The 22,095-nt window shown below is 71.6% G+C and carries 25 protein-coding genes; 17 read left to right on the top strand and 8 right to left on the bottom strand.

Annotation, left to right across the window (positions count from 1 at the left end; genetic code table 11):
* The first annotated feature begins 23 nt into the window (after positions 1 to 23).
* The 3 genes from ACZ4E1_RS00285 (at position 24) to ACZ4E1_RS00275 (ending at position 2,920) form a co-directional block, all read left to right on the top strand.
* Entirely contained in the window at positions 24 to 653 is a 630-nt protein-coding gene (locus tag ACZ4E1_RS00285; RefSeq protein ID WP_467534392.1) for a TetR/AcrR family transcriptional regulator, read from the top strand.
* Positions 654 to 783: 130 nt separating this feature from the next.
* Positions 784 to 1,971 (top strand): alpha/beta hydrolase, encoded by a 1,188-nt coding sequence (locus ACZ4E1_RS00280; protein ID WP_467534390.1) that lies wholly within the window; start codon positions 784 to 786, stop codon positions 1,969 to 1,971.
* A 91-nt stretch (positions 1,972 to 2,062) separates the two neighbouring features.
* Positions 2,063 to 2,920, top strand: coding sequence for a DUF4429 domain-containing protein (locus ACZ4E1_RS00275; RefSeq protein ID WP_467535370.1), 858 nt, complete (start codon positions 2,063 to 2,065; stop codon positions 2,918 to 2,920).
* Positions 2,921 to 2,926: 6 nt separating this feature from the next.
* Here the strand turns inward: ACZ4E1_RS00275 and ACZ4E1_RS00270 are convergent, their stop codons facing one another.
* On the bottom strand, positions 2,927 to 3,382 hold the full coding sequence (locus ACZ4E1_RS00270) for a MerR family transcriptional regulator (protein WP_467534388.1): 456 nt from the start codon (positions 3,380 to 3,382) through the stop codon (positions 2,927 to 2,929).
* A gap of 71 nt (positions 3,383 to 3,453) precedes the next feature.
* Between ACZ4E1_RS00270 and ACZ4E1_RS00265 the strand changes: the two genes are divergently transcribed.
* Positions 3,454 to 3,921: a GNAT family N-acetyltransferase gene (locus ACZ4E1_RS00265; RefSeq protein WP_467534386.1), complete on the top strand. Its 468-nt coding sequence runs from the start codon at positions 3,454 to 3,456 to the stop codon at positions 3,919 to 3,921.
* A gap of 4 nt (positions 3,922 to 3,925) precedes the next feature.
* Positions 3,926 to 4,741 (top strand): serine hydrolase domain-containing protein, encoded by an 816-nt coding sequence (locus ACZ4E1_RS00260; RefSeq protein ID WP_467534384.1) that lies wholly within the window; start codon positions 3,926 to 3,928, stop codon positions 4,739 to 4,741.
* A 1-nt stretch (position 4,742) separates the two neighbouring features.
* Here the strand turns inward: ACZ4E1_RS00260 and ACZ4E1_RS00255 are convergent, their stop codons facing one another.
* Complete coding sequence (locus ACZ4E1_RS00255; protein WP_467534382.1) at positions 4,743 to 5,399, bottom strand: pirin family protein; 657 nt, start codon at positions 5,397 to 5,399, stop codon at positions 4,743 to 4,745.
* A 92-nt stretch (positions 5,400 to 5,491) separates the two neighbouring features.
* Here ACZ4E1_RS00255 and ACZ4E1_RS00250 point away from each other — a divergent pair, with 92 nt between their 5' ends.
* The 5 genes from ACZ4E1_RS00250 to ACZ4E1_RS00230 all read left to right on the top strand — a co-directional run bounded on the left by ACZ4E1_RS00250 (position 5,492) and on the right by ACZ4E1_RS00230 (position 10,472).
* Positions 5,492 to 6,724: a PucR family transcriptional regulator gene (locus ACZ4E1_RS00250; protein WP_467534381.1), complete on the top strand. Its 1,233-nt coding sequence runs from the start codon at positions 5,492 to 5,494 to the stop codon at positions 6,722 to 6,724.
* 99 nt (positions 6,725 to 6,823) lie between these two features.
* The gene (locus ACZ4E1_RS00245; protein WP_467534379.1) at positions 6,824 to 7,738 is read left to right on the top strand and encodes an ACP S-malonyltransferase; all 915 of its coding nucleotides are present in this window, start codon (positions 6,824 to 6,826) and stop codon (positions 7,736 to 7,738) included.
* Positions 7,739 to 7,756: 18 nt separating this feature from the next.
* On the top strand, positions 7,757 to 8,788 hold the full coding sequence (locus ACZ4E1_RS00240; RefSeq protein WP_467534377.1) for a beta-ketoacyl-ACP synthase 3: 1,032 nt from the start codon (positions 7,757 to 7,759) through the stop codon (positions 8,786 to 8,788).
* A gap of 74 nt (positions 8,789 to 8,862) precedes the next feature.
* The gene (locus ACZ4E1_RS00235; RefSeq protein ID WP_467534375.1) at positions 8,863 to 9,111 is read left to right on the top strand and encodes an acyl carrier protein; all 249 of its coding nucleotides are present in this window, start codon (positions 8,863 to 8,865) and stop codon (positions 9,109 to 9,111) included.
* An 89-nt stretch (positions 9,112 to 9,200) separates the two neighbouring features.
* Complete coding sequence (locus tag ACZ4E1_RS00230) at positions 9,201 to 10,472, top strand: beta-ketoacyl-[acyl-carrier-protein] synthase family protein (RefSeq protein ID WP_467534373.1); 1,272 nt, start codon at positions 9,201 to 9,203, stop codon at positions 10,470 to 10,472.
* A gap of 82 nt (positions 10,473 to 10,554) precedes the next feature.
* Here the strand turns inward: ACZ4E1_RS00230 and ACZ4E1_RS00225 are convergent, their stop codons facing one another.
* The gene (locus ACZ4E1_RS00225; protein WP_467534372.1) at positions 10,555 to 11,049 is read right to left on the bottom strand and encodes a DUF3145 domain-containing protein; all 495 of its coding nucleotides are present in this window, start codon (positions 11,047 to 11,049) and stop codon (positions 10,555 to 10,557) included.
* A gap of 299 nt (positions 11,050 to 11,348) precedes the next feature.
* Between ACZ4E1_RS00225 and ACZ4E1_RS00220 the strand changes: the two genes are divergently transcribed.
* Together ACZ4E1_RS00220 and ACZ4E1_RS00215 are read left to right on the top strand one after the other, a co-directional pair.
* Positions 11,349 to 12,257: an SGNH/GDSL hydrolase family protein gene (locus ACZ4E1_RS00220; RefSeq protein ID WP_467534370.1), complete on the top strand. Its 909-nt coding sequence runs from the start codon at positions 11,349 to 11,351 to the stop codon at positions 12,255 to 12,257.
* 30 nt (positions 12,258 to 12,287) lie between these two features.
* Complete coding sequence (locus tag ACZ4E1_RS00215; RefSeq protein WP_467534369.1) at positions 12,288 to 13,301, top strand: aldose epimerase family protein; 1,014 nt, start codon at positions 12,288 to 12,290, stop codon at positions 13,299 to 13,301.
* A gap of 9 nt (positions 13,302 to 13,310) precedes the next feature.
* Here ACZ4E1_RS00215 and ACZ4E1_RS00210 read toward each other — a convergent pair whose 3' ends face one another.
* The 4 genes from ACZ4E1_RS00210 to ACZ4E1_RS00195 form a co-directional block, all read right to left on the bottom strand.
* Positions 13,311 to 13,640: a YrdB family protein gene (locus ACZ4E1_RS00210; protein ID WP_467534367.1), complete on the bottom strand. Its 330-nt coding sequence runs from the start codon at positions 13,638 to 13,640 to the stop codon at positions 13,311 to 13,313.
* Entirely contained in the window at positions 13,637 to 14,479 is an 843-nt protein-coding gene (locus tag ACZ4E1_RS00205) for an EI24 domain-containing protein (RefSeq protein ID WP_467534366.1), read from the bottom strand. The genes ACZ4E1_RS00210 and ACZ4E1_RS00205 overlap by 4 nt, the downstream gene beginning before the upstream one ends.
* Positions 14,480 to 14,529: 50 nt before the next feature.
* Positions 14,530 to 14,952: an organic hydroperoxide resistance protein gene (locus ACZ4E1_RS00200; RefSeq protein ID WP_188339122.1), complete on the bottom strand. Its 423-nt coding sequence runs from the start codon at positions 14,950 to 14,952 to the stop codon at positions 14,530 to 14,532.
* Positions 14,953 to 15,087: 135 nt separating this feature from the next.
* Entirely contained in the window at positions 15,088 to 16,113 is a 1,026-nt protein-coding gene (locus tag ACZ4E1_RS00195) for an NADP-dependent oxidoreductase (protein WP_467534363.1), read from the bottom strand.
* A gap of 119 nt (positions 16,114 to 16,232) precedes the next feature.
* Here ACZ4E1_RS00195 and ACZ4E1_RS00190 point away from each other — a divergent pair, with 119 nt between their 5' ends.
* A complete protein-coding gene (locus ACZ4E1_RS00190; protein WP_467534361.1) occupies positions 16,233 to 16,670 on the top strand; it encodes a MarR family winged helix-turn-helix transcriptional regulator in 438 nt (145 codons plus the stop codon).
* A gap of 160 nt (positions 16,671 to 16,830) precedes the next feature.
* Here ACZ4E1_RS00190 and ACZ4E1_RS00185 read toward each other — a convergent pair whose 3' ends face one another.
* A complete protein-coding gene (locus ACZ4E1_RS00185) occupies positions 16,831 to 17,490 on the bottom strand; it encodes an SCO2400 family protein (protein WP_467534360.1) in 660 nt (219 codons plus the stop codon).
* A gap of 189 nt (positions 17,491 to 17,679) precedes the next feature.
* Here ACZ4E1_RS00185 and ACZ4E1_RS00180 point away from each other — a divergent pair, with 189 nt between their 5' ends.
* The 4 genes from ACZ4E1_RS00180 (at position 17,680) to chvE (ending at position 22,089) form a co-directional block, all read left to right on the top strand.
* The gene (locus tag ACZ4E1_RS00180) at positions 17,680 to 18,837 is read left to right on the top strand and encodes a mandelate racemase/muconate lactonizing enzyme family protein (protein ID WP_467534358.1); all 1,158 of its coding nucleotides are present in this window, start codon (positions 17,680 to 17,682) and stop codon (positions 18,835 to 18,837) included.
* Entirely contained in the window at positions 18,834 to 19,838 is a 1,005-nt protein-coding gene (locus tag ACZ4E1_RS00175) for a zinc-dependent alcohol dehydrogenase (protein WP_467534357.1), read from the top strand. Before ACZ4E1_RS00180 ends, ACZ4E1_RS00175 begins: the two co-directional genes overlap by 4 nt.
* Positions 19,839 to 19,965: 127 nt before the next feature.
* Positions 19,966 to 20,922: a hypothetical protein gene (locus ACZ4E1_RS00170; RefSeq protein WP_467534355.1), complete on the top strand. Its 957-nt coding sequence runs from the start codon at positions 19,966 to 19,968 to the stop codon at positions 20,920 to 20,922.
* A gap of 60 nt (positions 20,923 to 20,982) precedes the next feature.
* The gene (chvE, locus tag ACZ4E1_RS00165) at positions 20,983 to 22,089 is read left to right on the top strand and encodes a multiple monosaccharide ABC transporter substrate-binding protein (protein WP_467534353.1); all 1,107 of its coding nucleotides are present in this window, start codon (positions 20,983 to 20,985) and stop codon (positions 22,087 to 22,089) included.
* Positions 22,090 to 22,095: the final 6 nt, after the last annotated feature.

Here is a 22,095-nt window from a genome sequence, read left to right as displayed (position 1 = left end):
GAGAGACGACCAGGGCGGCCGGATTGAACCTGCGTGAACGCAAGAAGGCGCGCACCCGGGACGCACTGCTGCGCGCCGCCCTTGAGCTGTACACGACCCAGGGGTACGAGCGGACGACCGTCGACGAGATCGCCGAGGCCTGCGAGGTCTCCCAGCGCACCTTCTTCCGCTACTTCGCGAACAAGGAGGAGGCCGCCTTCGCCGTCCAGGAGATGGTGGAGTCGCGCTACGTCGCCGCCCTGCGCGAACGACCCGCGCAGGAGGGCCCCTTGGAGGCCCTGCGCGGCACGGTCCTCGGCACCTGGGACGACCTGAACCGCTCGATCGCGGAGGTCATCCCGGTCGAACTGCACATGCGCGCCTACCGGATGATCGAGTCGACGCCCGCCCTGCTCGCCGCGCATCTGCGCCGCTCCGTCGAGCTGGAGGAGGAGGTGGCGCGGGTGATCGCCGAGCGCGAGGGCCTCGACGTCGACGCCGATCCCCGGCCGCGCGTGGCGGTGGCCGCGTTCAGCGGCGTGATGCGGCTCACCGGGCGACTGTGGGGCGCCGGCGAGGACATGAGCGTGGAGGCGATCAGGGCGCTCACCGAGTCCTGTCTCGACCAGCTGGGTCCCGCCCTCGGCGCGCGATGGCGCGGTGACGACGCGTGACACGGACCGCCTACGCAGGGTGAGGCCCTGACAGCAACTACGCCCGGTTTTACCCAAATACACCCCCGGAAACGTGATCTGCCTCACCCGCTGCACGGAGTGCGACCCGCTTCTCCTAGGGTGTCCCGCAGTGACTTCCTTCGACTCCTCCCCCCAACTCAACGTCTGGCGCGCACTGCTCGCTCTGGCCGTCGTGTTCATCATGCTGGCGACCACCGGCTGGACGGCGGTGCGTCACCACCGGGGAGCCGACTCCCCGCTGCGGACCGCGCTCTCCTCCTGGGAACACGGCCGGCTGAACGGACACGCCCTGCCCGCGCCCGACGGCTCCCCCACCCTCCTCGCGCACTTCTTCGCCGCGCTCACCCCCCACCAGCGCGGCCTGCTCGCCGACCGCTATCCCCTCGCGGTCGGCAACATGAACGGCGCGCCCGTCTCCCTGCGCTACCGCGCCAACCGGATCGCGCTCGACAAGGCGCGCGAGGTCGAACGCGGCCGCATCCACGACAACCGCCTGTCCGCGGTCGGTCACGCCGACGCCAAGGAGCGCATGAAGCGCTTCGCGCTGCTGTCCCGGCCCGACCGCAAGATCCTCGCCTTCGACCCCATGGGCAACGGCCGGGTCGCCGAGGTCTTCGGCGACCTCGACACGGCCCGCCGGGTCTCCGTCGTCGTGCCCGGCGTCGACACGACGGTGCTGACGTTCCAGCGCACCGCCCGCAAGTACTCCGCCCCCGTCGGCATGGCCCGCTCGCTGTACGCGGCCGAGCACAAGGCCGATCCCGCGGCCCGGACCGCGGTCATCGCCTGGGCCGACTACACGGCCCCGGCCGGGCTCGGTGTCGACGCCGCGACCTCGATGCGGGCGGACGACGGGGCGGTGCGGCTCAACGCGATGCTGCGCGGGCTGCCCGGGAGCGCGCCGGTCGCCCTGTACTGCCACAGCTACGGCTCCGTCGTCTGCGGGGTCGCCGCGCGCGACCTGCCCTCGCGGGTCAGCGACATCGCGGTGGCCGGCAGCCCCGGGATGCGGGCCGCGCACGCCTCGGGGCTCGGCACCAAGGCCCGCGTCTGGGCCACCCGCGACAAGGACGACTGGATCGCGGACGTCCCGAACATGGAGTTCGGCGGCCTCGGCCACGGCGCCGACCCCGTCGCGTCCGGCTTCGGCGCGCGGGTCTTCGCGGCCGGTGACGCCCAGGGGCACACCGGTTACTTCGTGCCCGGCACGGAGAGCCTGCGGAACTTCGCCGAGATCGGGACTGGCGCGTACCGATCGGTGAGCTGTGCCGACGGGAATCAGGGCTGCCGGAAGTGATTTTCCGGTGCCGGCACCTTCCGACGCGCGTAGAGAGCGGTGGAACAGTGGTCCGACGCGACAGGCGACGGAGGGACGCGTGCCGCATACGATGAGCCGCATGGGTGACGTACTGGCCGGATTTCATGCCGCCTGGGAGTTCGCGTCCGACTCCGTGCTCATCCGCTTCGAACGGGGGATCCGCACGCCGAGGCTGCTCCAGGCACTCGGCGAGCGCCGTATCCCGCTGGAAGCGATCACGGGGGTGACGCTGACGCCGGGCAAGCGCGGCACCGTCGTGCTGCAGGCGGTGCCACGACCGGGTGCCGACCCGCTGATGGACGCGGCGGCCGGGCAGCTCAAGGAGGGGTGCGACCCCTATCGCCTCGTGCTGCCCGCGGAGCGGGAGACGCTCGCCGAGTACTACGCGGACGAGCTGCGGGCGCGGCTCCTCGACGACGGGTCGGCCGCAGCCGACTTCCTGGTCGACCCGCCGAAGGCGCCGCTCCACTTCAAGGCGTACGACGGCAAGGCCACCTTCGACGGTGCGGCGGTGTCGTTCCGCTGGTTCTGGACGGGCGCGTCCTCCGCGAAGTGGAAGGCCGGCGACAAGACCTTCCCGGTCAGCGAGCTGAGCGGGGTCGAGTGGCGCTCCCCCGAGCTGTTCGAGGGGCATCTGCGGCTCGTGCCGCGGGACGCGGGGATCGACGAGCGGCCCGGGCAGGCCGACCAGGACCCGGCCGCGGTCGTCTTCGGGCTCGGGTACGGGCCGGTGCACGAGTCGCTGCCGTTCGCCGCGTCCGTGCTGGCCGCCGTCCGCTCGGCGAGCCCGTCCGGGGCGCCGCCCGCCCGGCGCGACCCGGCGGACATCGCCGACCGGATCCGTCATCTGGGCGAGCTGCACCAGGCGGGCCTTGTCACCGACGCCGAGTTCTCCTCGAAGAAGGCGGAGCTCCTCGCGGAGCTGTGAGCGGCGTCAGGCCTTCTGGTCCCTCCCGTACAGGTCGATCTTGAAGTCGAGGACGTCGAGGGTGTCCCGGAGCTCGGCGATCCGGTTCAGCACGTCCCGGCGGGTCGACTCCAGCAGCTCCCGGCGCTCGTCGAAGGTGTGCTCGCCGAGCCGCACGAGCTCCGCGTACCGGACCATGCGGGCCACCGGCATCCCCGTGAGCCGCAGCTTGCCGACGAAGGCGAGCCAGTCCAGGTCACGGTTGCTGTAGCGGCGCTGTCCGGTGTGCGAGCGGTCGACGTCGGGCAGCAGTCCGATCCGCTCGTACCAGCGCAGGGTGTGCGCGGTCAGTCCCGTACAGGCGACGACCTCGCTGATGGTGTAGCGGTCCTGGCCGTCGGGCCGCGGGTGCCCCTCCGGCGCCGAGGCGCAGACGTCGACCTTGGTCTGGGTGGATACGGGCGTGGTCTCCATCACCGTCATGGCCCCACGCTAGAACCTTCGAGCGCACTCCAGGCAAGCATCCGGGAACACACGCCGATACCGTGCCGGTCATGTCTCTCGTCCGCCGTGCCGTCCCCGAGGACGCCGAAGAACTCGTCCGGCTCCGCAAGGTCATGCTCGACGCCATGAGCCCGAGCCACGACGTGGACTGGCAGCCGGCCGCCGTCGCCACCCTGCGCCGTCAACTCGCCTCCACCGAAGGGGAACTGGCGGCGTTCGTCGTGGACGCCCCGGACGGCTCCGGGACGCTCGCCGCCTGCGCGGCGGGCAGCGTGCACCAGGGCCTGGGCGGCCCCGGGAACCCCGCGGGCCTCTCCGGTCACGTCTTCAACGTCTGCACGGATCCCGGGCACCGCCGCCGCGGCTACTCCCGTCACTGCCTGGAGGCGCTGCTCGGCTGGTACCGGGAGCGTGGCGTGCCCCGGATCGACCTGTTCGCGACCGCGTCCGGCGAGCCGCTGTACGCCTCCCTGGGCTTCGAGCGGACCCCCGCTCCTGCCATGCGGCTCACGCTTTAGGCTCGTGGGCATGCAGAGCCTCGCCTTGATCGAGAACTGGCCGGTGCCCACCGCCGCCGCGGCCGTCGTACGTGCCGACGGAACCGTCCTGGGCAGCCACGGGCCGACGGAGCACCGGTTTCCGCTGGCCTCGGTGACCAAGCCGCTCGCCGCCTACGCCGCCCTCGTCGCGTACGAGGAGGGGGCCGTGGAGCTGGACGAGCCGGCCGGGCCCGAGGGGGCGACCGTGCGGCATCTGCTCGCGCACACCAGCGGGCTCGCCTTCGACGAGCACCGGGTGACCTCGGCGCCGGGCACCCGGCGGCTGTACTCGAACGCCGGGTTCGAGGTGCTCGGGGACCACATCGCGAAGGCGACCGAGATCCCGTTCGCGGACTATCTGCGGCAGGCCGTGTTCGAGCCGCTGGGGATGAACGACAGCTCGCTGGAGGGGTCGCCCGCCAAGGACGGCGTCTCGACCGTGGCCGACCTCGTGCGCTTCGCCGCCGAGGTGCAGGCGCCGCGCCTGCTCGACCCGCGCACCGTCGCCGAGGCGATGACCGTCCAGTACCCGGGCACGAAGGGTGTCCTGCCGGGGTACGGGCACCAGAACCCCAACGACTGGGGGCTCGGGTTCGAGATCCGGGACCACAAGTCGCCGCACTGGACGGGCGGTTCGTCCTCGCCGCGCACCTTCGGCCACTTCGGCCAGTCCGGCACGTTCCTGTGGGTCGACCCGGTGGCGGGCGCGGCGTGCGTCGCCCTGACGGACCGCGCGTTCGGCCCGTGGGCGGCCGAGGTGTGGCCCCCCTTCACGGACGCGGTGCTCGCCGAGCTCTGACCTAGGTCATCTCCCAGACCAGCAGTTGCGCCGGTGTCGTCGCCAGTGCCTCCGGGCCGTTCTCGTCGGTGAGGCGCGCGGCGTCGCCCGGGGCCAACTCCGCGTCCCCGAGCATCACTTCGCCGTCCACCACGTGGACGTAGACGTACGGGGCCGCGGGCAGCCGGGTCCGCTCGCCCGCGGCCAGGCGGCGCACGTGCAGCAGCGCGCCCGCCTCCGGCACGTCGTACGGGGTGGAGTCGGCGATGCCGCGCACCACCTCGTAGCGGGGCTCGCCGCCGGGGTCGCGGGGCGCCAGCCACATCTGGAGGAAGGTGAGCGGCGCGCTGGTCGAGTCGTTGCGCTCGACGTGCCGGACGCCGCCGCCGGAGCTGAGGTGCTGCACGTCGCCGGGCCGCACGACCGTCTCGTGGCCCGCCGAGTCGCGGTGGGTGAGCTCGCCGCGCACCACCCAGGTGACGATCTCGGTGTGGCTGTGCGGGTGCTCGGAGAAGCCGGCGCCGGGTCCGAGCCGCTCCTCGTTGCAGGCCAGGATCGCGCCGAAGCGCAGGTTGTCCGGGTCGTAGTGCGGGCCGAAGGAGAACGCGTGGCGGGACTCGATTCCGGCCTCGGGCTCGCCTCCCGGATAGCGCTCGCCCGCCCTGCGTATGTCTCTCACGCCTCCACGGTAGCCCGGCGCCCGCGCCCCGTACCGAAGTCCGGCAGGACCCTCCACGCCGCCGGGCCGCCCTGATAAGGCAGTCTTGTCCCGTGCCCCAATCGGAATCAGCGCAGCCCTCATCGAACGAACCGGCGGACCGTCACCCGGAAGCCCCTGCGGCGCCTCACTCGCACGAGGCGACCCTGAAGCGTCTGGAGAGGTCGTCCGGAGCGCTCGCCGCGCAGGCGATCACGCGCATGGACGAGATGCTGCCCTGGTACCGGGCCATGCCGCCGGAGAACCGGTCGTGGATCGGTCTGGTCGCCCAGGCCGGCATCGCCGCGTTCACCGAGTGGTTCCGGCACCCGGACGCCCCGCAGGCCATCTCGACCGACGTGTTCGGCACGGCGCCGCGCGAGCTGACCCGGGCGATCACCCTGCGCCAGACCGTGGAGATGGTGCGCACCACCATCGAGGTCATGGAGTCGGCCATCGACGAGGTGGCCGCGCCGGGCGACGAGAGCGTGCTGCGCGAGGCGCTGCTCGTCTACGCGCGCGAGATCGCGTTCGCGACCGCCCAGGTGTACGCGCAGGCGGCGGAGGCCCGGGGCGCGTGGGACGCGCGCCTGGAGTCCCTCGTGGTGAACGCGGTGCTGTCCGGCGAGGCCGACGAGGGCGCCGTCAGCCGCGCCGCGGCGCTCGGCTGGAACTCCCCCGAGCACGTGTGCGTCATCCTCGGCACCGCCCCCGACGGGGACAGCGAGCTGACCGTGGAGGCGATCCGGCGGGCCTCTCGGCACGCGAAGCTGCAGGTCCTGACCGGGGTGCTCGGTGACCGCCTCGTCGTCATCGCGGGCGGCAGCGACAATCCGCTGGCCGTGGCCAAGTCGCTGATCGGCCCGTTCGCGGCCGGCGCGGTGGTCGCCGGGCCCGTGGTGCCCGACCTGCTGGCGGCCACCCGGTCCGCGCAGGCCGCGGCCGCCGGCCTCAAGGCGTGCGGGGCCTGGCAGGACGCGCCGAGGCCGGTCCTCGCGGACGATCTGCTGCCGGAGCGCGCGATCGCCGGAGACCCGGCGGCCCGCGAGCAACTGGTGGAGGAGATCTACAGACCGCTGGAGGAGGCCGGCTCTGCGCTCCTGGAGACGCTCAGCGTCTATCTGGAACAGGCGAGCAGTCTGGAGGGCGCGGCGCGGATGCTGTTCGTGCACCCCAACACCGTTCGCTACCGGCTCCGACGTGTGACCGACGTCACCGGATGGTCGCCTTCTGACGTCCGCTCGGCGTTCACCCTGCGCATCGCGCTGATTCTCGGACGGCTCGCCGACGCCGAACCGCAGTCGTAGTCAGGCATTGCCGTTTGTCGGGGGTCTACAATTCCCCCTTCGGTTCTTCGTCCCTGTCCCCACGGGCGGCCCGACCCGTCCCCAAGAGAGAGTGTGAGAGTGCTCGTACTCGTCGCTCCCGGCCAAGGCGCTCAGACGCCCGGCTTCCTGACTCCCTGGCTCGACCTCCCCGGCGCGGCCGACCGCGTCGCGGCCTGGTCCGACGCCATCGGACTCGACCTCGCCCACTACGGCACGCAGGCCGACGCGGACGCGATCCGCGACACGGCCGTCGCCCAGCCGCTGCTCGTCGCGGCCGGAATCCTCTCGGCGTCCGCGCTCGGTGACATCACCCCGGGCGCCGTCGCCGGTCACAGCGTCGGTGAGTTCACCGCCGCCGCGTTCGCCGGTGTCCTCGACGACACGGCCGCGCTGCAGCTCGTGCGCTCGCGCGGTCTGGCGATGGCCGAGGCCGCCGCGATCACCGAGACGGGCATGTCGGCGCTGCTCGGCGGCGACCCCGAGGTGACCGTCCCGCATCTGGAGAAGCTGGGCCTGACCGCGGCGAACGTGAACGGCGCGGGCCAGATCGTGGCCGCCGGCACGCTGGAGCAGCTGGCCGCGCTCGCCGAGGACAAGCCCGAGGGTGTGCGCCGCGTGGTGCCGCTGAAGGTGGCCGGCGCGTTCCACACCGAGCACATGGCTCCGGCCGTGGCGACGCTGGAGGAGGCCGCCAAGGCGCTGGCCCCGGCCGACCCCGCGGTCACGTACGTGTCGAACAAGGACGGCAAGGCCGTCGCGACCGGCGCCGAGGTCGTGTCCCGGCTCGTCGGCCAGGTCGCGAACCCGGTCCGCTGGGACCTGTGCATGGAGACGTTCCAGGAGCTCGGCGTCACGGCGCTGATCGAGGTGTGCCCCGGCGGCACGCTCACCGGCATCGCCAAGCGCGCCCTGCCCGGCGTGCAGACCCTCGCCCTGAAGACCCCCGACGACCTCGACGCGGCCCGCGCCCTGATCGCCGACGTCACGGCCTGAGAAGGAGATCCGAGCAGCATGGCGAAGATCAAGCCCAGCAAGGGCGCTCCGTACGCGCGGATCCTCGGCGTCGGCGGCTACCGCCCGACGCGGGTCGTGCCCAACGAGGTGATCCTCGAGAAGATCGACTCGTCCGACGAGTGGATCCGTTCGCGCTCCGGCATCTCCACGCGCCACTGGGCGAACGACGAAGAGACCGTCTCGATGATGTCCGTCGAGGCGTCCGGCAAGGCCATCGCCGACGCGGGCATCCGGCCCGAGCAGATCGGCGCCGTGGTCGTGTCGACGGTCTCGCACTTCGCGCAGACCCCGGCCATCGCGACGGAGATCGCGGACAAGCTGGGCACGCAGAAGGCCGCCGCGTTCGACATCTCCGCGGGCTGTGCCGGTTTCGGCTACGGCCTGACCCTGGCCAAGGGCATGATCGTCGAGGGCTCGGCGGAGTACGTCCTCGTCATCGGCGTGGAGCGGCTCTCCGACCTGACCGACCTGGAGGACCGTGCGACGGCCTTCCTGTTCGGTGACGGCGCCGGCGCCGTGATCGTCGGCCCCGCCGAGGAGCCCGCGATCGGCCCGACCGTGTGGGGCTCCGAGGGCGACAAGGCCGCCACGATCAAGCAGACGATGCCGTGGGACAAGTTCCGCGTCGGCGATGTCGCGCAGCTGCCCCTCGACGCGTCGGGCAACGTCAAGTTCCCTGCGATCACGCAGGAGGGCCAGGCGGTCTTCCGCTGGGCCGTGTTCGAGATGGCGAAGGTCGCCCAGCAGGCGCTGGACGCGGCCGGAATCACCCCGGACGACCTGGATGTCTTCATTCCTCACCAGGCCAACGAGCGGATCATCGACTCGATGGTGAAGACTCTCAAGCTGCCGGAGCACGTCACGGTCGCCCGCGACGTGCGCACCACCGGCAACACCTCGGCCGCCTCGATCCCGCTCGCTATGGAGCGGCTCCTGGCGACCGGCGAGGCGAAGAGCGGCGACACCGCGCTCGTCATCGGCTTCGGGGCGGGTCTCGTGTACGCCGCCACGGTCGTTACCCTCCCCTAGGTGTCCCGTACCGGATCATCAGGTCCGGACGGCACACCGCCCCACCTCTGGATACACACCGAAGGAGCGCCATCATGGCCGCCACTCAGGAAGAGATCGTCGCGGGTCTCGCCGAGATCGTGAACGAGATCGCCGGCATCCCCACCGAGGACGTCCAGCTGGACAAGTCCTTCACCGACGACCTGGACGTCGACTCGCTGTCCATGGTCGAGGTCGTCGTCGCCGCCGAAGAGCGCTTCGACGTCAAGATCCCGGACGACGACGTCAAGAACCTCAAGACCGTCGGCGACGCCACGCAGTACATCCTCGACCACCAGGCCTGAGCCACCAGCTCAAGACCCTGAGGTCGGTCGCTCCGCCACCCGGCGGTGGCGCCGCTGAATCCCTCGTATCCGTTGGAGAAAGAATTCCTGTGAGCTCGACCAATCGCACCGTGGTCGTCACCGGTATCGGCGCAACCACACCGCTGGGTGGCGACGCGACGTCCACCTGGGAGGGCCTGGTCGCCGGACGTTCCGGCGTCAAGCCCCTCGAACAGGAGTGGGCCGCCGAGCAGGCGGTCCGTATCGCGGCTCCGGTCGCCGTGGACCCGAGCGAGGTCATTCCTCGCCCGCAGGCCCGCAAGCTGGATCGTTCCGCCCAGTTCGCTCTGATCGCCGCCAAGGAGGCGTGGGCCGACGCCGGCTTCACCGCCAAGGCCGGCGAGGACGAGAGTGTGGACCCCGACCGTCTGGGCGCCGTCATCGCGTCCGGCATCGGCGGCGTGACCACGCTCCTCGACCAGTACGACGTGCTGAAGGAGAAGGGCGTCCGCCGCGTCTCCCCGCACACCGTTCCGATGCTGATGCCCAACGGCCCGTCGGCCAACGTGGGCCTGGCCGTGAACGCCCGCGCGGGTGTCCACACGCCGGTCTCCGCCTGCGCCTCGGGCGCCGAGGCCATCGGCTACGGCATCGAGATGATCCGCACCGGCCGCGCCGACGTCGTCGTCTGCGGTGGCACGGAGGCGGCCATCCACCCGCTCCCCATCGCCGCGTTCGGCAACATGATGGCGATGTCGAAGAACAACGACGACCCGCAGGGTGCCTCGCGCCCCTACGACACCGCCCGGGACGGCTTCGTCCTCGGTGAGGGTGCCGGCGTCATCGTCCTGGAGTCCGCCGAGCACGCCGCCGCGCGGGGCGCCCGCGTCTACGCGGAGGCGGTCGGCCAGGGCATCTCCGCCGACAGCCACGACATCGTGCAGCCGGAGCCGGAGGGCCGCGGCATCGCGCAGGCCCTGCAGAACCTGCTGGACAACTCCGACCTGGACCCGGCCGAGATCGTGCACGTGAACGCGCACGCGACCTCGACGCCGGCCGGTGACGTGGCCGAGCTGAAGGCGCTGCGCAAGGTCTTCGGCGACGACACGGACCACTTCGCGGTCTCCGCGACGAAGTCGATGACCGGGCACCTGCTCGGTGGCGCCGGCGGCATCGAGTCCGTCGCGTCGATCCTCGCCCTGTACCACCGGGTGGCTCCGCCGACGATCAACGTGGAGAACCTGGACCCCGAGGCCGAGGCCGCCGCGGACATCGTCCGCGGGGAGGCGCGCAAGCTGCCGGTCGAGGGCCGGATCGCCGCGCTGAACGACTCGTTCGGCTTCGGCGGACACAACGTGGTGCTGGCCTTCAGGTCCGTCTGATCCGCCTGACCTGCCGTTCAGCTGTGCAGAGGGCCCGCCGGGAATCGATCCCGGCGGGCCCTCTTCGCGTCTGTACGACCGCCTACACGACCTGGTGGAGCCATCTCACCGGGGCGCCCTCGCCCGCGTAGCGGAAGGTTTCCAGTTCGTCGTCCCAGGGCTTGCCGAGGAGGCGGGCGACCTCGGACTCCAGGTCGGTCTCGCCGCGCTGGGAGCGGGTCAGGGCGGCGCGCAGACGGTCCTCCGGGATCAGGATGTCGCCGTGCACCCCGGTGACCGCGTGGAAGATGCCGAGCTCGGGCGTGGCGCTGTAGCGCTCGCCCTCGGCCGCCGCGCAGGGCTCGGCCGTGACCTCGAAGCGCAGCAGTTGCCAGCCGCGCAGCGCGGAGGCCAGTTGGGCGGCGGTGCCGGCCTCGCCCCGCCAGGAGAACTCGGATCTCCAGGTGCCGGGCGCCGCGGGCTGTCTGATCCAGTCGAGACTGACGCGCGCACCGAGCACGCCCGCGACCGCCCACTCGACATGCGGGCACAGCGCGCGTGGCGCGGAGTGCACGTAGAGAACTCCACGTGTCGTCACCGGGACCTCCCGTGTCGACCGGATCGAAAAGACTCCGACAAAAAGGGGCAAATTTAACGTGTTGTAATTTAGCGGAACCGGTACAGCGAGATCTCACCAGGTCGACCGGGGATCCCGGGGCGAGGCTATCGCGGAGCGGTGCAAGGAGTGTGTCGTACTGTCGGTCCCGGGACACACAAACTCCGACCTTTCACCCGGCGGGGCGCAACCCAGGCCCCGCGTACGGCGTCAGACGGGGCGGCAGGGTGTGCGGACGGCGGACGAAGCTTGACGACGGCGATTGACGGAGAGGACCACGGATGCGGACGCGGAGTCACCGGGCGGTGGCCGGTGTGGTGGCGGGCGTCCTCGGTCTCTCGGCGTTGACGGCCTGTTCGGGCACGACCGACACCTCGCAGGGCGCGCGCGGCACCCGCTCCTCGCCGTCCCCCTCCCCCACTCCGGACTGGGACACGAGCCCGGAGTCGGTCGCCGCGGTGGGCGATTCGATCACGCGCGGCTTCGACGCGTGCAGCGTGCTCTCGGACTGCCCCGAGGTGTCGTGGGCGACGGGTTCGGACGCGCAGGTGCGCAGTCTGGCCGTACGGCTCCTGGGCACGAGCCGGGCGCAGACGCACAGTTGGAACTACGCGCGGACCGGCGCCCGGATGGAGGACCTGCCGGCGCAGATGGCGCGGGCCGGGGCCCGCACGCCGGAGCTGGTGACGGTGATGGCGGGGTCCAACGACGCGTGCCGGCCGACCGCCACGTCGATGACGCCGGTCAGCACGTTCCGGGACGACTTCGAGAAGTCGCTGCGGCGGCTGCGCGAGGCGGCGCCGAAGGCGCAGGTCTACGTGATGAGCGTGCCGGACCTGAAGCGGCTGTGGTCCGAGGGGCGGGCCAGCGACCTGGGCAAGCAGGTGTGGAAGCTCGGGATCTGTTCGTCGATGCTGGCCGACCCGGACGCCCTGGACGCGGTCGCGGGGGCCCGGCGGGACCGGGTGCAGGAGCGCGTGATCGCGTACAACAAGGTGCTCGAGGACGTGTGCGCGCGGGACGAGCGGTGCCGGTACGACGGCGGCGCGGTCTTCGACTACCGGTTCGGGCAGCGGCAGTTGAGCCACTGGGACTGGTTCCATCCGAGCCGGGACGGACAGGCGCGGCTCGCGGCGCTCGCGTATCGCGGGGTGACGGCGAAGGAGCCGGTGCGGGAACCCGAGGCGTGAGGGCGCGGGGCCCGGCGTAGGGTCCCGATCATGCGCAGCGAACTTTTCGGCACACTTTCCGACACCGATGAACTTCTCTCGTCCGATGTCCATCGCTGGACGCTCGAACGGGACGGGGTGCGGGTGCGCGTCCTGACGTACGGCGGGATCGTGCAATCGGTGGAGGTGCCCGACCGGGCGGGTGTGCCGGCCGACGTGGTGCTCGGGTTCCCGGACCTGGACGGGTATCTGACGCACACGGGGCCGTACTTCGGGGCGCTGGTCGGCCGGTACGCGAACCGGATCGCCGGGGCTCGCTTCACACTCGACGGGCACACGTACCCGCTCGCGCGGAACAACGGGCCCAACTCCCTGCACGGCGGCGAGCGCGGCTTCGACCGGCACGTGTGGGCGGCGGAGCAGGCCGGTCCGTACGCGGTGCGGCTGAGTCGGGTGTCACCGGACGGCGAGGAGGGCTTCCCGGGGCGCTTGAAGGTCTCGGCGACGTACGCGCTGGAGCCGGGCGGGGCGTTGAGCATCGCGTACGAGGCGGTCACCGACGCGCCGACGGTGGTGAACCTGACCAACCACACGTACTGGAACCTGGGCGGCACGGACGAGAAGGCGGGGAGCGCGGCCGGGCACGCGGTGCGGATCGACGGCGGGCGGGTGACCGTGGCGGACGGCGATCTCGTGCCGACCGGTGAGCTGCTCGACGTCACCGGGACCCGCTTCGACTTCCGCGCGGCGCGGGCGGCCGGGCCCGGGTACGACCACAACTACGTGCTGGACAAGGGCGTCACGGCCGAAGCGGTGGAGGTCGCCGGGCTGCACGACCCGGTGTCGGGGCGGACGCTGAGCGTCGCGACGACGGAGCCGGGGCTGCAGCTCTACACGGCCGATCACTTCGACGCGGCCCTGCCGTTCGCACCCGGTGCCGGGATCGCGCTGGAGACCCAGCACTTCCCCGACTCGCCCAACCGGCCGGAGTTCCCGTCGACGGTGCTGCGCCCCGGCGAGGTGTTCCGGTCGCGGACGGTCTACGCGTTCGGCACCGACGCCTGATCTTCTTCTCTACTGGTCCCAGGTGGCGGCCAGGGCCTTGCTCAGGGCGCAGACGGCGGCGAACAGGGCCGCCCAGACGTAGGCGCCGGACAGGGCGAGGGCGGCGACTCCGGCCCCGAACCAGGCCAGTTCGAAGGCGACGCGGGCGCCGCCGCGGGTCTTCCAGCGGGCCTTCGGGGAGCCGAGGAGGGACCAGGTGGTGATCATCACCGCCAGGCCGAGGAGGCCGTAGAGCCAGGCCAGGGGGGACGCGACGTCCCGGGTGAAGCCGTAGGCGCCGACGGCGCCGAGGGAGATCAGTTCTATGGCGAAGAGGACGGCGAGGTTCGCGGTCTTCATCGCGGGGTGCCGCCGTCGGTGGTGTACGGGTTCGCCGCCGGGTGCGGGTGCTGGTGCGGGTTCGTCGCGGCGGGGCGCACTCCCGGCGTCGCGCTCTCGTCGGGCGGGGATTCGAGATCCCGGACCATCAGGGTCGCTCCGGCCACCGCTCCCGGCATCAGGAAGACCGCCACGAACGGGACCAGGAAGGCCACCGCCAGCGGCGTGCCGAAGCCCCAGACCAGGGACTTGCGGGAGCGCAACAGGGCGAGGCGGTCGCGGAGTTGGACCTCGCGGCGCTGGAGGGCCACCGCCGTCAGTTCCTCCGTCAGGAAGAAGCCCGTGACGAAGAAGCCGATGACGGGGACGACCGTCTGGCCGACGAAGGGCAGGAAGCCGCAGGCGAAGAGGAGGACGCCCCACAGGCCCGCGCGGAGCAGGACCCGGAGGCTGTCGCGCGCCGAGATCCACAGCTCACGCCAGAGCGGCAGGCCGGACTCGGGGGCGTGGCCGCCCTCGGCGAGGTCGACCTGCTCGGACAGGGACTCGTAGAAGGGCTGGCCGATCAGGAGCGTGACCGCGGTGAAGGTCAGCACCGACAGGAGCAGCGCGAGGGCGAAGAGGACGACGGTGAGGAAGCCGCGGAAGAGGCCGAGCCACGGCGAGGACCAGTCGTCGGCGAACGGGGTGGCCCACCCGACGAAGTCGGCGCCCCAGACGGCGAGGCAGACGAGCGCGGCGGCGTACAGGACCAGGGTGATCAGACCGGGCAGCAGGCTCCAGCCGTACTGCTTGCCGTGCTGGGCAACCCATCGTTGCCCCTTCATCAGATAGCCGAAGCCCGCCCCGAGATCACGCATGGCGCACACCTTACGGGACGGGTCCGACGGCCTCTGCGGGCCTGTCAGGCTCAGACGGAGAGCGTGACCGTGATGTTGCCGCGGGTCGCCTTGGAGTACGGGCAGACCTGGTGGGCCTTCTCGACGAGGTCCTTGGCGGTGGCCGCGTCCACGTTCGGGATCGACGCCTTGATGTCGACGATGATGCCGAAGCCCTCGTCGTTCTTGCCGATGCCGACGTGGGCGGTGACGGTCGAGCCGGACACGTCGGCGTTCTCCTGGCGGGCGACGACGGCGAGGGCGCCCTGGAAGCAGGCGCTGTAGCCGGCAGCGAAGAGCTGCTCCGGGTTGGTGCCCTCGCCCGAGCCGCCCTGCTCCTTCGGCGGGTTCACGACGACGTCGAGCTTGCCGTCGTCGGTGGCGACGCGGCCGTCGCGGCCGTTCTCGGCGGTGGCTACGGCGGTGTAGACGACGTCGGACTGCGTGATGGCCATGCCCGTACTCCCTCGATCAATCCATTAAGCGGAAAGTCAGATCCGTATTACGGAAAGAGAGTAGCGAATGGCGCGCAGAACGAAAGTGGCCCCCGTCACAGACGGGGGCCACAGTGCGTACCGGGGGCGCGAAGGTCAGAGCTTGACGATCATCTTGCCGGTGTTGTCGCCGCGGAGGACGCCCATGAACGCCTCCAGGTTGTTCTCGATGCCGTCGACGAAGGTCTCGCGGTACTTGAGCTCGCCGGAGCGGATCCAGGCGCCGACCTCCTGCACGAACTGCGGCTGCAGGTCGTAGTGGTCGCCGACGAGGAAGCCCTCGATGCGGCCGCGGGTCTGGATCAGGCGGGAGAGGTTGCGCGGGCCGGGGGCGGGCTCCGTGCTGTTGTACACGGAGATCGCGCCGCAGATGGCGATGCGGCCGTCGCGGTTCAGACGGCTGATGGCGGCCTCCAGGTGGTCGCCGCCGACGTTGTCGAAGTACGTGTCGATCCCGTCGGGAGCCGCCTCCTTCAGGAGGGTGTGGACCTCGCCCGTCTTGTAGTTGAAGGCCGCGTCGAAGCCGTACTCCTCCAGGAGCAGCTTGACCTTCTCGTCGGAGCCGGCCGAGCCGATGACGCGCGAGGCGCCCTTGAGCTTGGCGATCTGGCCGACCTGGCTGCCGACCGCGCCCGCCGCGCCGGACACGAAGACGCTGTCGCCCTCCTTGAAGGAGAGGGTGCGCAGCAGGCCCGCGTAGGCGGTGAGACCGGTCATGCCGAGGACGCCGAGGTAGGTGGACAGCGGCGCGGCGTCCGGGTCGACCTTGACGGCCTGCTTGGCGTCGAAGGTCGCGTACTCGCGCCAGCCGAAGAAGTGCAGGACGTGGTCGCCGACCGCGACGCCCTCGTCGTTCGAGGCGATGACGACGCCGACCGCGCCACCCTGCATGGCCTTGCCCAGCTCGTACGGGGCGACGTACGACTTCGCGGCGCTCATCCGGCCGCGCATGTACGGGTCGACCGAGAGGTACAGGTTCTTGACCAGGACCTGGCCGGCGGCGGGCGCCTCGACCGGGGCCTCGCGCAGCTCGAAGTCCTCGGGCTTCGGCCAGCCCACGGGGCGGCTGATCAGGGCCCACTCGCGGCCGGTGGCGGGAATCTGAGGGGTGTCGGCGGACATGCGCTGATCCTTCGCGGCTGGGGGTACGGCTCGGACGGACGGCCCGAATGTTTCACTACCTGAAACAACCATGCGTCTGAATATTTCAGTATGTCAAGTATCTGGGTACCCTGGAGAGCATGACCGCCACCCGTTCGCGCCGCACCGACCCGCTCACGCTCGAAGTCGTCGAGCTGATCGGGGCCGTCGTCGCGCGCTACCACCAGGAGTACGAGGAGGCCGCCGCACGGCACCGCCTCACGGGGGCGCAGGCACGGGTCCTCGGGCTGCTCTCGCTCGACCCGCTGCCGATGCGGCAGATCGCCCATCGCCTGAAGTGCGAGCCGTCGAACATCACGGGGATCGTGGACCGGCTGGAGACCCGGGGTCTGGTGGAGCGGCAGCCGTCGCCCGGGGACCGGCGGGTGAAGGTGGCCGCGCCGACCGAGGAGGGCGTGCGGGTGGCACGGAGCCTGCGGGACTCCCTGGACTTCGCCCGGGAGCCGCTGGCCGGGCTGTCGCACGAGGAGCGGCTCGTGTTCCGGGACATGCTGCGCCGGATGACCGGCACGGCCTGAGCGGCCGGACGCGAAGCCTGACGGCTGGCCCGGGTACGCCGGGAGCCGTCAGGTGCATCGCCCGGGTACGCCGGGAGCCGACGGACGCAAAGCCTGACGACTCACCCAGGTGCGCCGGCAGCCGCCAGAGGCACCACCCGGCAGCGTGTGCCGGCAGTCGTCAGGTGCACCACCACAGGAAGCGGTCGCAGGTCTCGGTCGGTGCTGGGGCCGGGGCCGGTGGTGTGGGTGTGGGGCGTGGGGCGGTCGTTGTCGGCCGGGAGGTCGAGGGGGCCTGCGGCGGTGTGCTCGCGGCGGGGGTGTCCGCGCCGTCCGGGCTCGCACTCTCCTTCTTCTCCGGCTCCTTCGACGGGGACTTCTCGGCGTCGGCGGCGTCGCGGGTCGCGCTCGGGGACGGGGAGGCCGTCGGGCTGCCGGTGTACGAGGCGGGCGGCGTCGACCCCTGGCTCGGCTCGGCGGAAGGCGTCGCGGCGGTGCCGGTCTCGTCCGCGCCGGTGACGTCGGGGGCGGCCTGCGTGTCGGCCGGCGCCCCGGAGTCGGCGAGTTCGGCGACGCCGAGTCCGCCCGCCGCGAGGGCGAGGCCCGCCGCCACGAGCAGGACGCGACGGCGCCTGCGCCGCTGGGTCCGGGCCCGGGTGGAGCGGCGCCGCCGGCCGCGCGGGCGGACCGGCGAGTCCTCGGGCTCCGGCGCGGTCTCCTCGACCGCCTCCTCCGCGGCGAGCGCCTCGGCGTAGGCGCGCACGGCCTCGGCGGGCGTGCCGCAACCGGGGCAGGTCACAGCGCCGTTGAGGTGGCGTCGGCAGGGGTGGCAGTAGTCCATGACGTAGGGAGGCTAGGCGCCACGCGGTGAGGCAGGACGACGACCTTGTGAATCTTCTGTGCGGAAGATGCCCTTCCGTCACGAGCCGATCCACGCAGACCCATTGACACCCCCACAGGGCCGTCCTTACTGTCACGCCACGATTTCGAACGCGTGACGAAATATCGAACATCACTGGGGGCAATCGCCTTGCGCATCACGGGAATCAGCACACATGTGGTCGGCACGCCGTGGCGGAACCTGACCTACGTCCAGGTGCACACCGACGAGGGCGTCACGGGTGTCGGCGAGACCCGGATGCTGGGCCGCACGGACGCGCTGGTCGGCTATCTGAAGGAGGCCGAGGCCAACCACATCCTGGGCTCCGACCCGTTCGCGATCGAGGACCTCGTCCGCCGGATGAAGTACGGGGACTACGGGCGGGCCGGGGAGATCGTGATGTCCGGCATCGCGGTGATCGAGATGGCCTGCTGGGACATCAAGGGCAAGGCGCTCGGCGTCCCGGTCTGGCAGCTGCTCGGCGGGAAGGTCACCGACCGGGTGAAGGCCTACGCGAACGGCTGGTACACGACGGAGCGGACCCCCGAGGCGTACCACGACGCGGCGAAGCGGGTCATGGAGCGCGGATACCGGGCGCTGAAGATCGACCCGTTCGGGACCGGGCACTTCGAGCTGGGCCACGAGGAGTCGCTGTACGCGGTCGGGCTCATCGAGGCCGTGCGGGACGCCATCGGTCCCGACGCCGAGCTGATGCTGGAGATGCACGGCCGCTTCTCCCCCGCGACCGCGATCCGGCTCGCCCGGGACCTCGCGCCCTTCAAGCCGGCGTGGCTGGAGGAGCCGGTGCCGCCGGAGAACCTGAAGGCGCTGGAGAAGGTCGCGGCGAAGGTGGAGATCCCGGTGGCGACGGGCGAGCGGATCCACGACCGGATCGAGTTCCGCGAGCTGTTCGAGAACCAGGCGGCGGACATCCTGCAGCCCGACGTCGGCCACATCGGCGGCATCTGGGAGACCCGGAAGCTGGCCGCCACCGCCGAGACCCACTACATGCTGGTCGCGCCGCACAACGTGGGCGGTCCGGTACTGACCGCCGCCTCGCTCCAAGTGGGCTTCACGACACCGAACTTCAAGATCCTGGAGCACTTCAACGACTTCGCGGACGCCGGGATCAAGCACGTCGTCAAGGGCGCACCGGAGGTCGTGGACGGCTACTTCGAGCTGTCGCACGCACCCGGGCTCGGTGTGGAGTTCGACGTGGACGCGGCGGCCGAGTTCCCGCAGCAGCAGGCCCGGTTCGACCTGTGGGCCGAGGGCTGGGAGAAGCGCGACCCGAAGGGCAGCGCGTGAGTCACGCCGTCGTCGTCGAGGAGCCGGGCCGCCACCGGCTGGTCCCGCACGCGCCCGCCGCGCCCGGACCCGGCGAGGCGCGGGTGCGGGTGCACGCGGTGGGCGTGTGCGGCAGCGACCGCGAGCTCTTCCAGGGCAACCGGCCCGCGGAGTACGTGCGGTACCCGGTGACGCCGGGGCACGAGTGGTCCGGGGTCGTGGAGGCCGTGGGCGAGGGGGTGCCGCGGGCGCTCGTAGGGCGCGGCGCCGTCGGCGAGGGATTCCGGAACTGCCAGGTCTGCGAGCGGTGCCACGCCGGGGACACGACGCTGTGCACCGCCGGGTACGAGGAGACGGGCTTCACCCTCCCCGGGGCGATGGCCGCGACGCTGACGCTGCCGGCCCGGCTGCTCCACGTGCTGCCCGACGACGCCGACCTGACCGCCGCGGCGCTTCTGGAACCGGCGGCGTGCGTCGCCGCCGCCGCGCTGAGGGCCGGCGCCGCGCCGGGCGCGCGCGTCGCCGTCGTGGGGGCGGGGACCCTCGGACTGCTGGCCGTGCAGATCCTCGCGGCGGGCTCGCCCTCGGACCTGCTCGTCGTCGGCGTGGACCGTGAACGGGAAGGCCTGGCGCGGGAGTTCGGCGCCACGGACTTCCGGCTGCGCGACGAGCCGCTGCCGGACGACCGCGACGTCGTGATCGAGGCGGCCGGGTCCGCCTCGGCCGCCCGCACCGCGGCCTCGCTGCTGCGGCGCGGCGGACGGCTCGTGCTCACCGGGATCCCGGCGCCGGGCGCGGAGGGCCTCGACCCGACGGATCTGGTCGTACGGCAGCTGGAGGTGCGCACCGTGTTCGGCGCGACGCCGGCCGCCTGGGCCCACGCGGTCCGCCTGTTCGCGGCGGGCCTGCTCCGGCCCCGCCCTCTGGTGACCCATGAACTCCCCCTGGACGGCTTCGAGGAGGCGATGAAGCTGGCCGCCTCCGGCGATCCGAAGGTGGGCAAGGTGCTGCTGCGCCCCTAGGGCTCCGTGCGCCTGGGCTTCAGACCCCGCCCGGGACCCGTCTGAGGCCCGGAGCCCGCCCAATGATCCGAACCGCGTTCGAAATACCGAACAACGGAGACACCGAACCACTCGAGAAGGGCCCCGCGTGACCGACACACCCCGCCGCCCCGGCGAACCCGCACTGTCCGCCCTGGGCCTGCACGCCCCACCCGCCGACCCCGGCGACACCAGCCCCCACACCTTCCCCGACGGCGGCACCTGGCGCGTCGAAATACCGTCCGTGGAAGGCCCGGAGGCCCTCGCCGCCGTACTGGCCGAGTCGGCCCGCCTGGACGTGCCCGTGCACCGCGTCAGCCAGGGCAGCGGCGTCTGGATGCTGCGGGACACCGAGATCACCGAGATGGTCGACGCGACCGCCGCACGCGGCATCGAGCTCTGCCTGTTCACCGGCCCCCGCGGCACCTGGGACACCGGCGCCTCGGTGCGCACGGACTCGGGCGGCGCCGGGCTGCGCTCCCGGGGCCACGACGCCGTCGCCGGATGCGTCGAGGACGCCGTCCGGGCCACGGAACTGGGCGTCAAGTGCCTCCTCGTCGCCGACGAGGGCGTGCTGTGGACCCTGCACCGGGCGCGCACCACGGGCGTCATCCCCGCCGACACCACGCTCAAGGTCTCCGCGCTCATCGGCCCCGTGAACCCGGCCGCGTACGCCGTCTACGAGCGGCTCGGCGCCGACTCCCTCAATGTGCCGAGCGATCTGACCCTGGCCCATCTGACCGAGATCCGCCGGGTCTCGGCCGCCCCGATGGACATGTACGTGGAGGCCCCGGACGACCTCGGCGGGTACGTCCGGATGTACGAGATCGCCGAACTGGTGCGCCGCGGCGCCCCGTTGTACCTGAAGTTCGGCCTCGCCAAGGCGCCGTCGATCTACCCGTACGGCGCCCATCTGCGGGACGTCACGCTGGCCACCGCCCGGGAGCGGGTGCGGCGCGGCCGGCTCGCGCTCGACCTGCTCGAACGGCACGGCGCCGGGGGCGGCATGTCGCCGCTGGGCACCCGGCTGCCCGGCGCCCTCCGCCGGTTCGAAATGGCTTCCTGACGCTCCCCACCCCGCGCTCAGCCCGACCGAATCCGTACCCCGACCCCAAGGATGATGACCATGGCACACCGCCGAGCCGCATTCGCCGCGACCGCCGCAGGAGCGGCCCTCGCCCTCACTCTCACCGCCTGCGGGCAGAGCGGCGAGGGCGGCAGCGAGGAGAAGGCGGGCGGCGCCGAGGGCGGCACGATCGGCATCGCGATGCCGACCAAGTCCTCCGAGCGCTGGATCACCGACGGCAAGAACGTCGAGAAGGACCTCAAGGCGAAGGGGTACAAGACCAAGCTCGTCTTCGGCGAGGACGACCCCGACCAGCAGGTCTCGCAGATCGAGAACCTCATCACGCAGGGCGTCAAGGCCCTGATCGTCGCGGCGATCGACAACAAGTCCCTCGGGAACGTGCTGCAGCAGGCCGCCGACGCGAAGATTCCCGTCATCTCCTACGACCGCCTCATCCTCGGCACCAAGAACGTCGACTACTACGCCTCGTTCGACAACGCGAAGGTCGGCGAGCTCCAGGCGAACTACATCGTCGACCGGCTGGGCCTGAAGAAGGGCAAGGGCCCCTTCAACATCGAGCTGTTCGCCGGGTCGAACGACGACAACAACACGCGGTACTTCTTCAGCGGCGCGATGAGCGTGCTCCAGCCGTACATCGACGACAAGAAGCTCGTCGTCCGCTCCGGCCAGACCGCGCTGAACAAGGTCACCACGCTGCGCTGGGACGGCGCGACCGCGCAGAAGCGCATGGACGACATCCTCACCAAGTCGTACAAGAGCGCCAAGGTCGACGCGGTCCTGTCCCCGTACGACGGCATCTCGATCGGCATCCTGTCGGCGCTGAAGTCCGACAACTACGGCTCCTCGGCGAAGCCGCTCCCGGTGATCACGGGGCAGGACGCCGAGCTGGCGTCCGTGAAGTCGATCATCGCCGGGCAGCAGACGATGACCGTCTACAAGGACCTCCGCAAGCTCGCCGAGGTCGCCACGACCATGGTGGACGACGCCCTCAAGGGCAAGAAGCCCGAGGTCAACGACACCAAGTCGTACGACAACGGCACGAAGGTCGTCCCGGCCTATCTGCTCCAGCCGGTGAGCGTGGACAAGGCGAACTACAAGTCGGTGCTGGTGGACGGCGGTTACTACACCGAGGGCCAGCTCAAGTAGCGCCCG

This window comes from Streptomyces sp. NPDC025806 (genome assembly GCF_055558275.1).
This window is presented reverse-complemented; position numbering and strand designations above follow the sequence as displayed.

Excerpts from the sequence above, each read along its gene's own strand:
- ACZ4E1_RS00240 (WP_467534377.1), top strand. The coding sequence starts at position 7,757 with ATGGCGAAGATCAAGCCCAGCAAGGGCGCTCCGTACGCGCGGATCCTC.
- ACZ4E1_RS00220 (WP_467534370.1), top strand. The coding sequence starts at position 11,349 with ATGCGGACGCGGAGTCACCGGGCGGTGGCCGGTGTGGTGGCGGGCGTC.
- ACZ4E1_RS00265 (WP_467534386.1), top strand. The coding sequence starts at position 3,454 with ATGTCTCTCGTCCGCCGTGCCGTCCCCGAGGACGCCGAAGAACTCGTC.
- ACZ4E1_RS00200 (WP_188339122.1), bottom strand. The coding sequence starts at position 14,952 with ATGGCCATCACGCAGTCCGACGTCGTCTACACCGCCGTAGCCACCGCC.
- ACZ4E1_RS00205 (WP_467534366.1), bottom strand. The coding sequence starts at position 14,479 with ATGCGTGATCTCGGGGCGGGCTTCGGCTATCTGATGAAGGGGCAACGA.
- ACZ4E1_RS00195 (WP_467534363.1), bottom strand. The coding sequence starts at position 16,113 with ATGTCCGCCGACACCCCTCAGATTCCCGCCACCGGCCGCGAGTGGGCC.
- ACZ4E1_RS00215 (WP_467534369.1), top strand. The coding sequence starts at position 12,288 with ATGCGCAGCGAACTTTTCGGCACACTTTCCGACACCGATGAACTTCTC.
- ACZ4E1_RS00210 (WP_467534367.1), bottom strand. The coding sequence starts at position 13,640 with ATGAAGACCGCGAACCTCGCCGTCCTCTTCGCCATAGAACTGATCTCC.
- ACZ4E1_RS00275 (WP_467535370.1), top strand. The coding sequence starts at position 2,063 with ATGAGCCGCATGGGTGACGTACTGGCCGGATTTCATGCCGCCTGGGAG.
- ACZ4E1_RS00235 (WP_467534375.1), top strand. The coding sequence starts at position 8,863 with ATGGCCGCCACTCAGGAAGAGATCGTCGCGGGTCTCGCCGAGATCGTG.
- ACZ4E1_RS00270 (WP_467534388.1), bottom strand. The coding sequence starts at position 3,382 with ATGACGGTGATGGAGACCACGCCCGTATCCACCCAGACCAAGGTCGAC.
- chvE (WP_467534353.1), top strand. The coding sequence starts at position 20,983 with ATGGCACACCGCCGAGCCGCATTCGCCGCGACCGCCGCAGGAGCGGCC.
- ACZ4E1_RS00185 (WP_467534360.1), bottom strand. The coding sequence starts at position 17,490 with ATGGACTACTGCCACCCCTGCCGACGCCACCTCAACGGCGCTGTGACC.
- ACZ4E1_RS00190 (WP_467534361.1), top strand. The coding sequence starts at position 16,233 with ATGACCGCCACCCGTTCGCGCCGCACCGACCCGCTCACGCTCGAAGTC.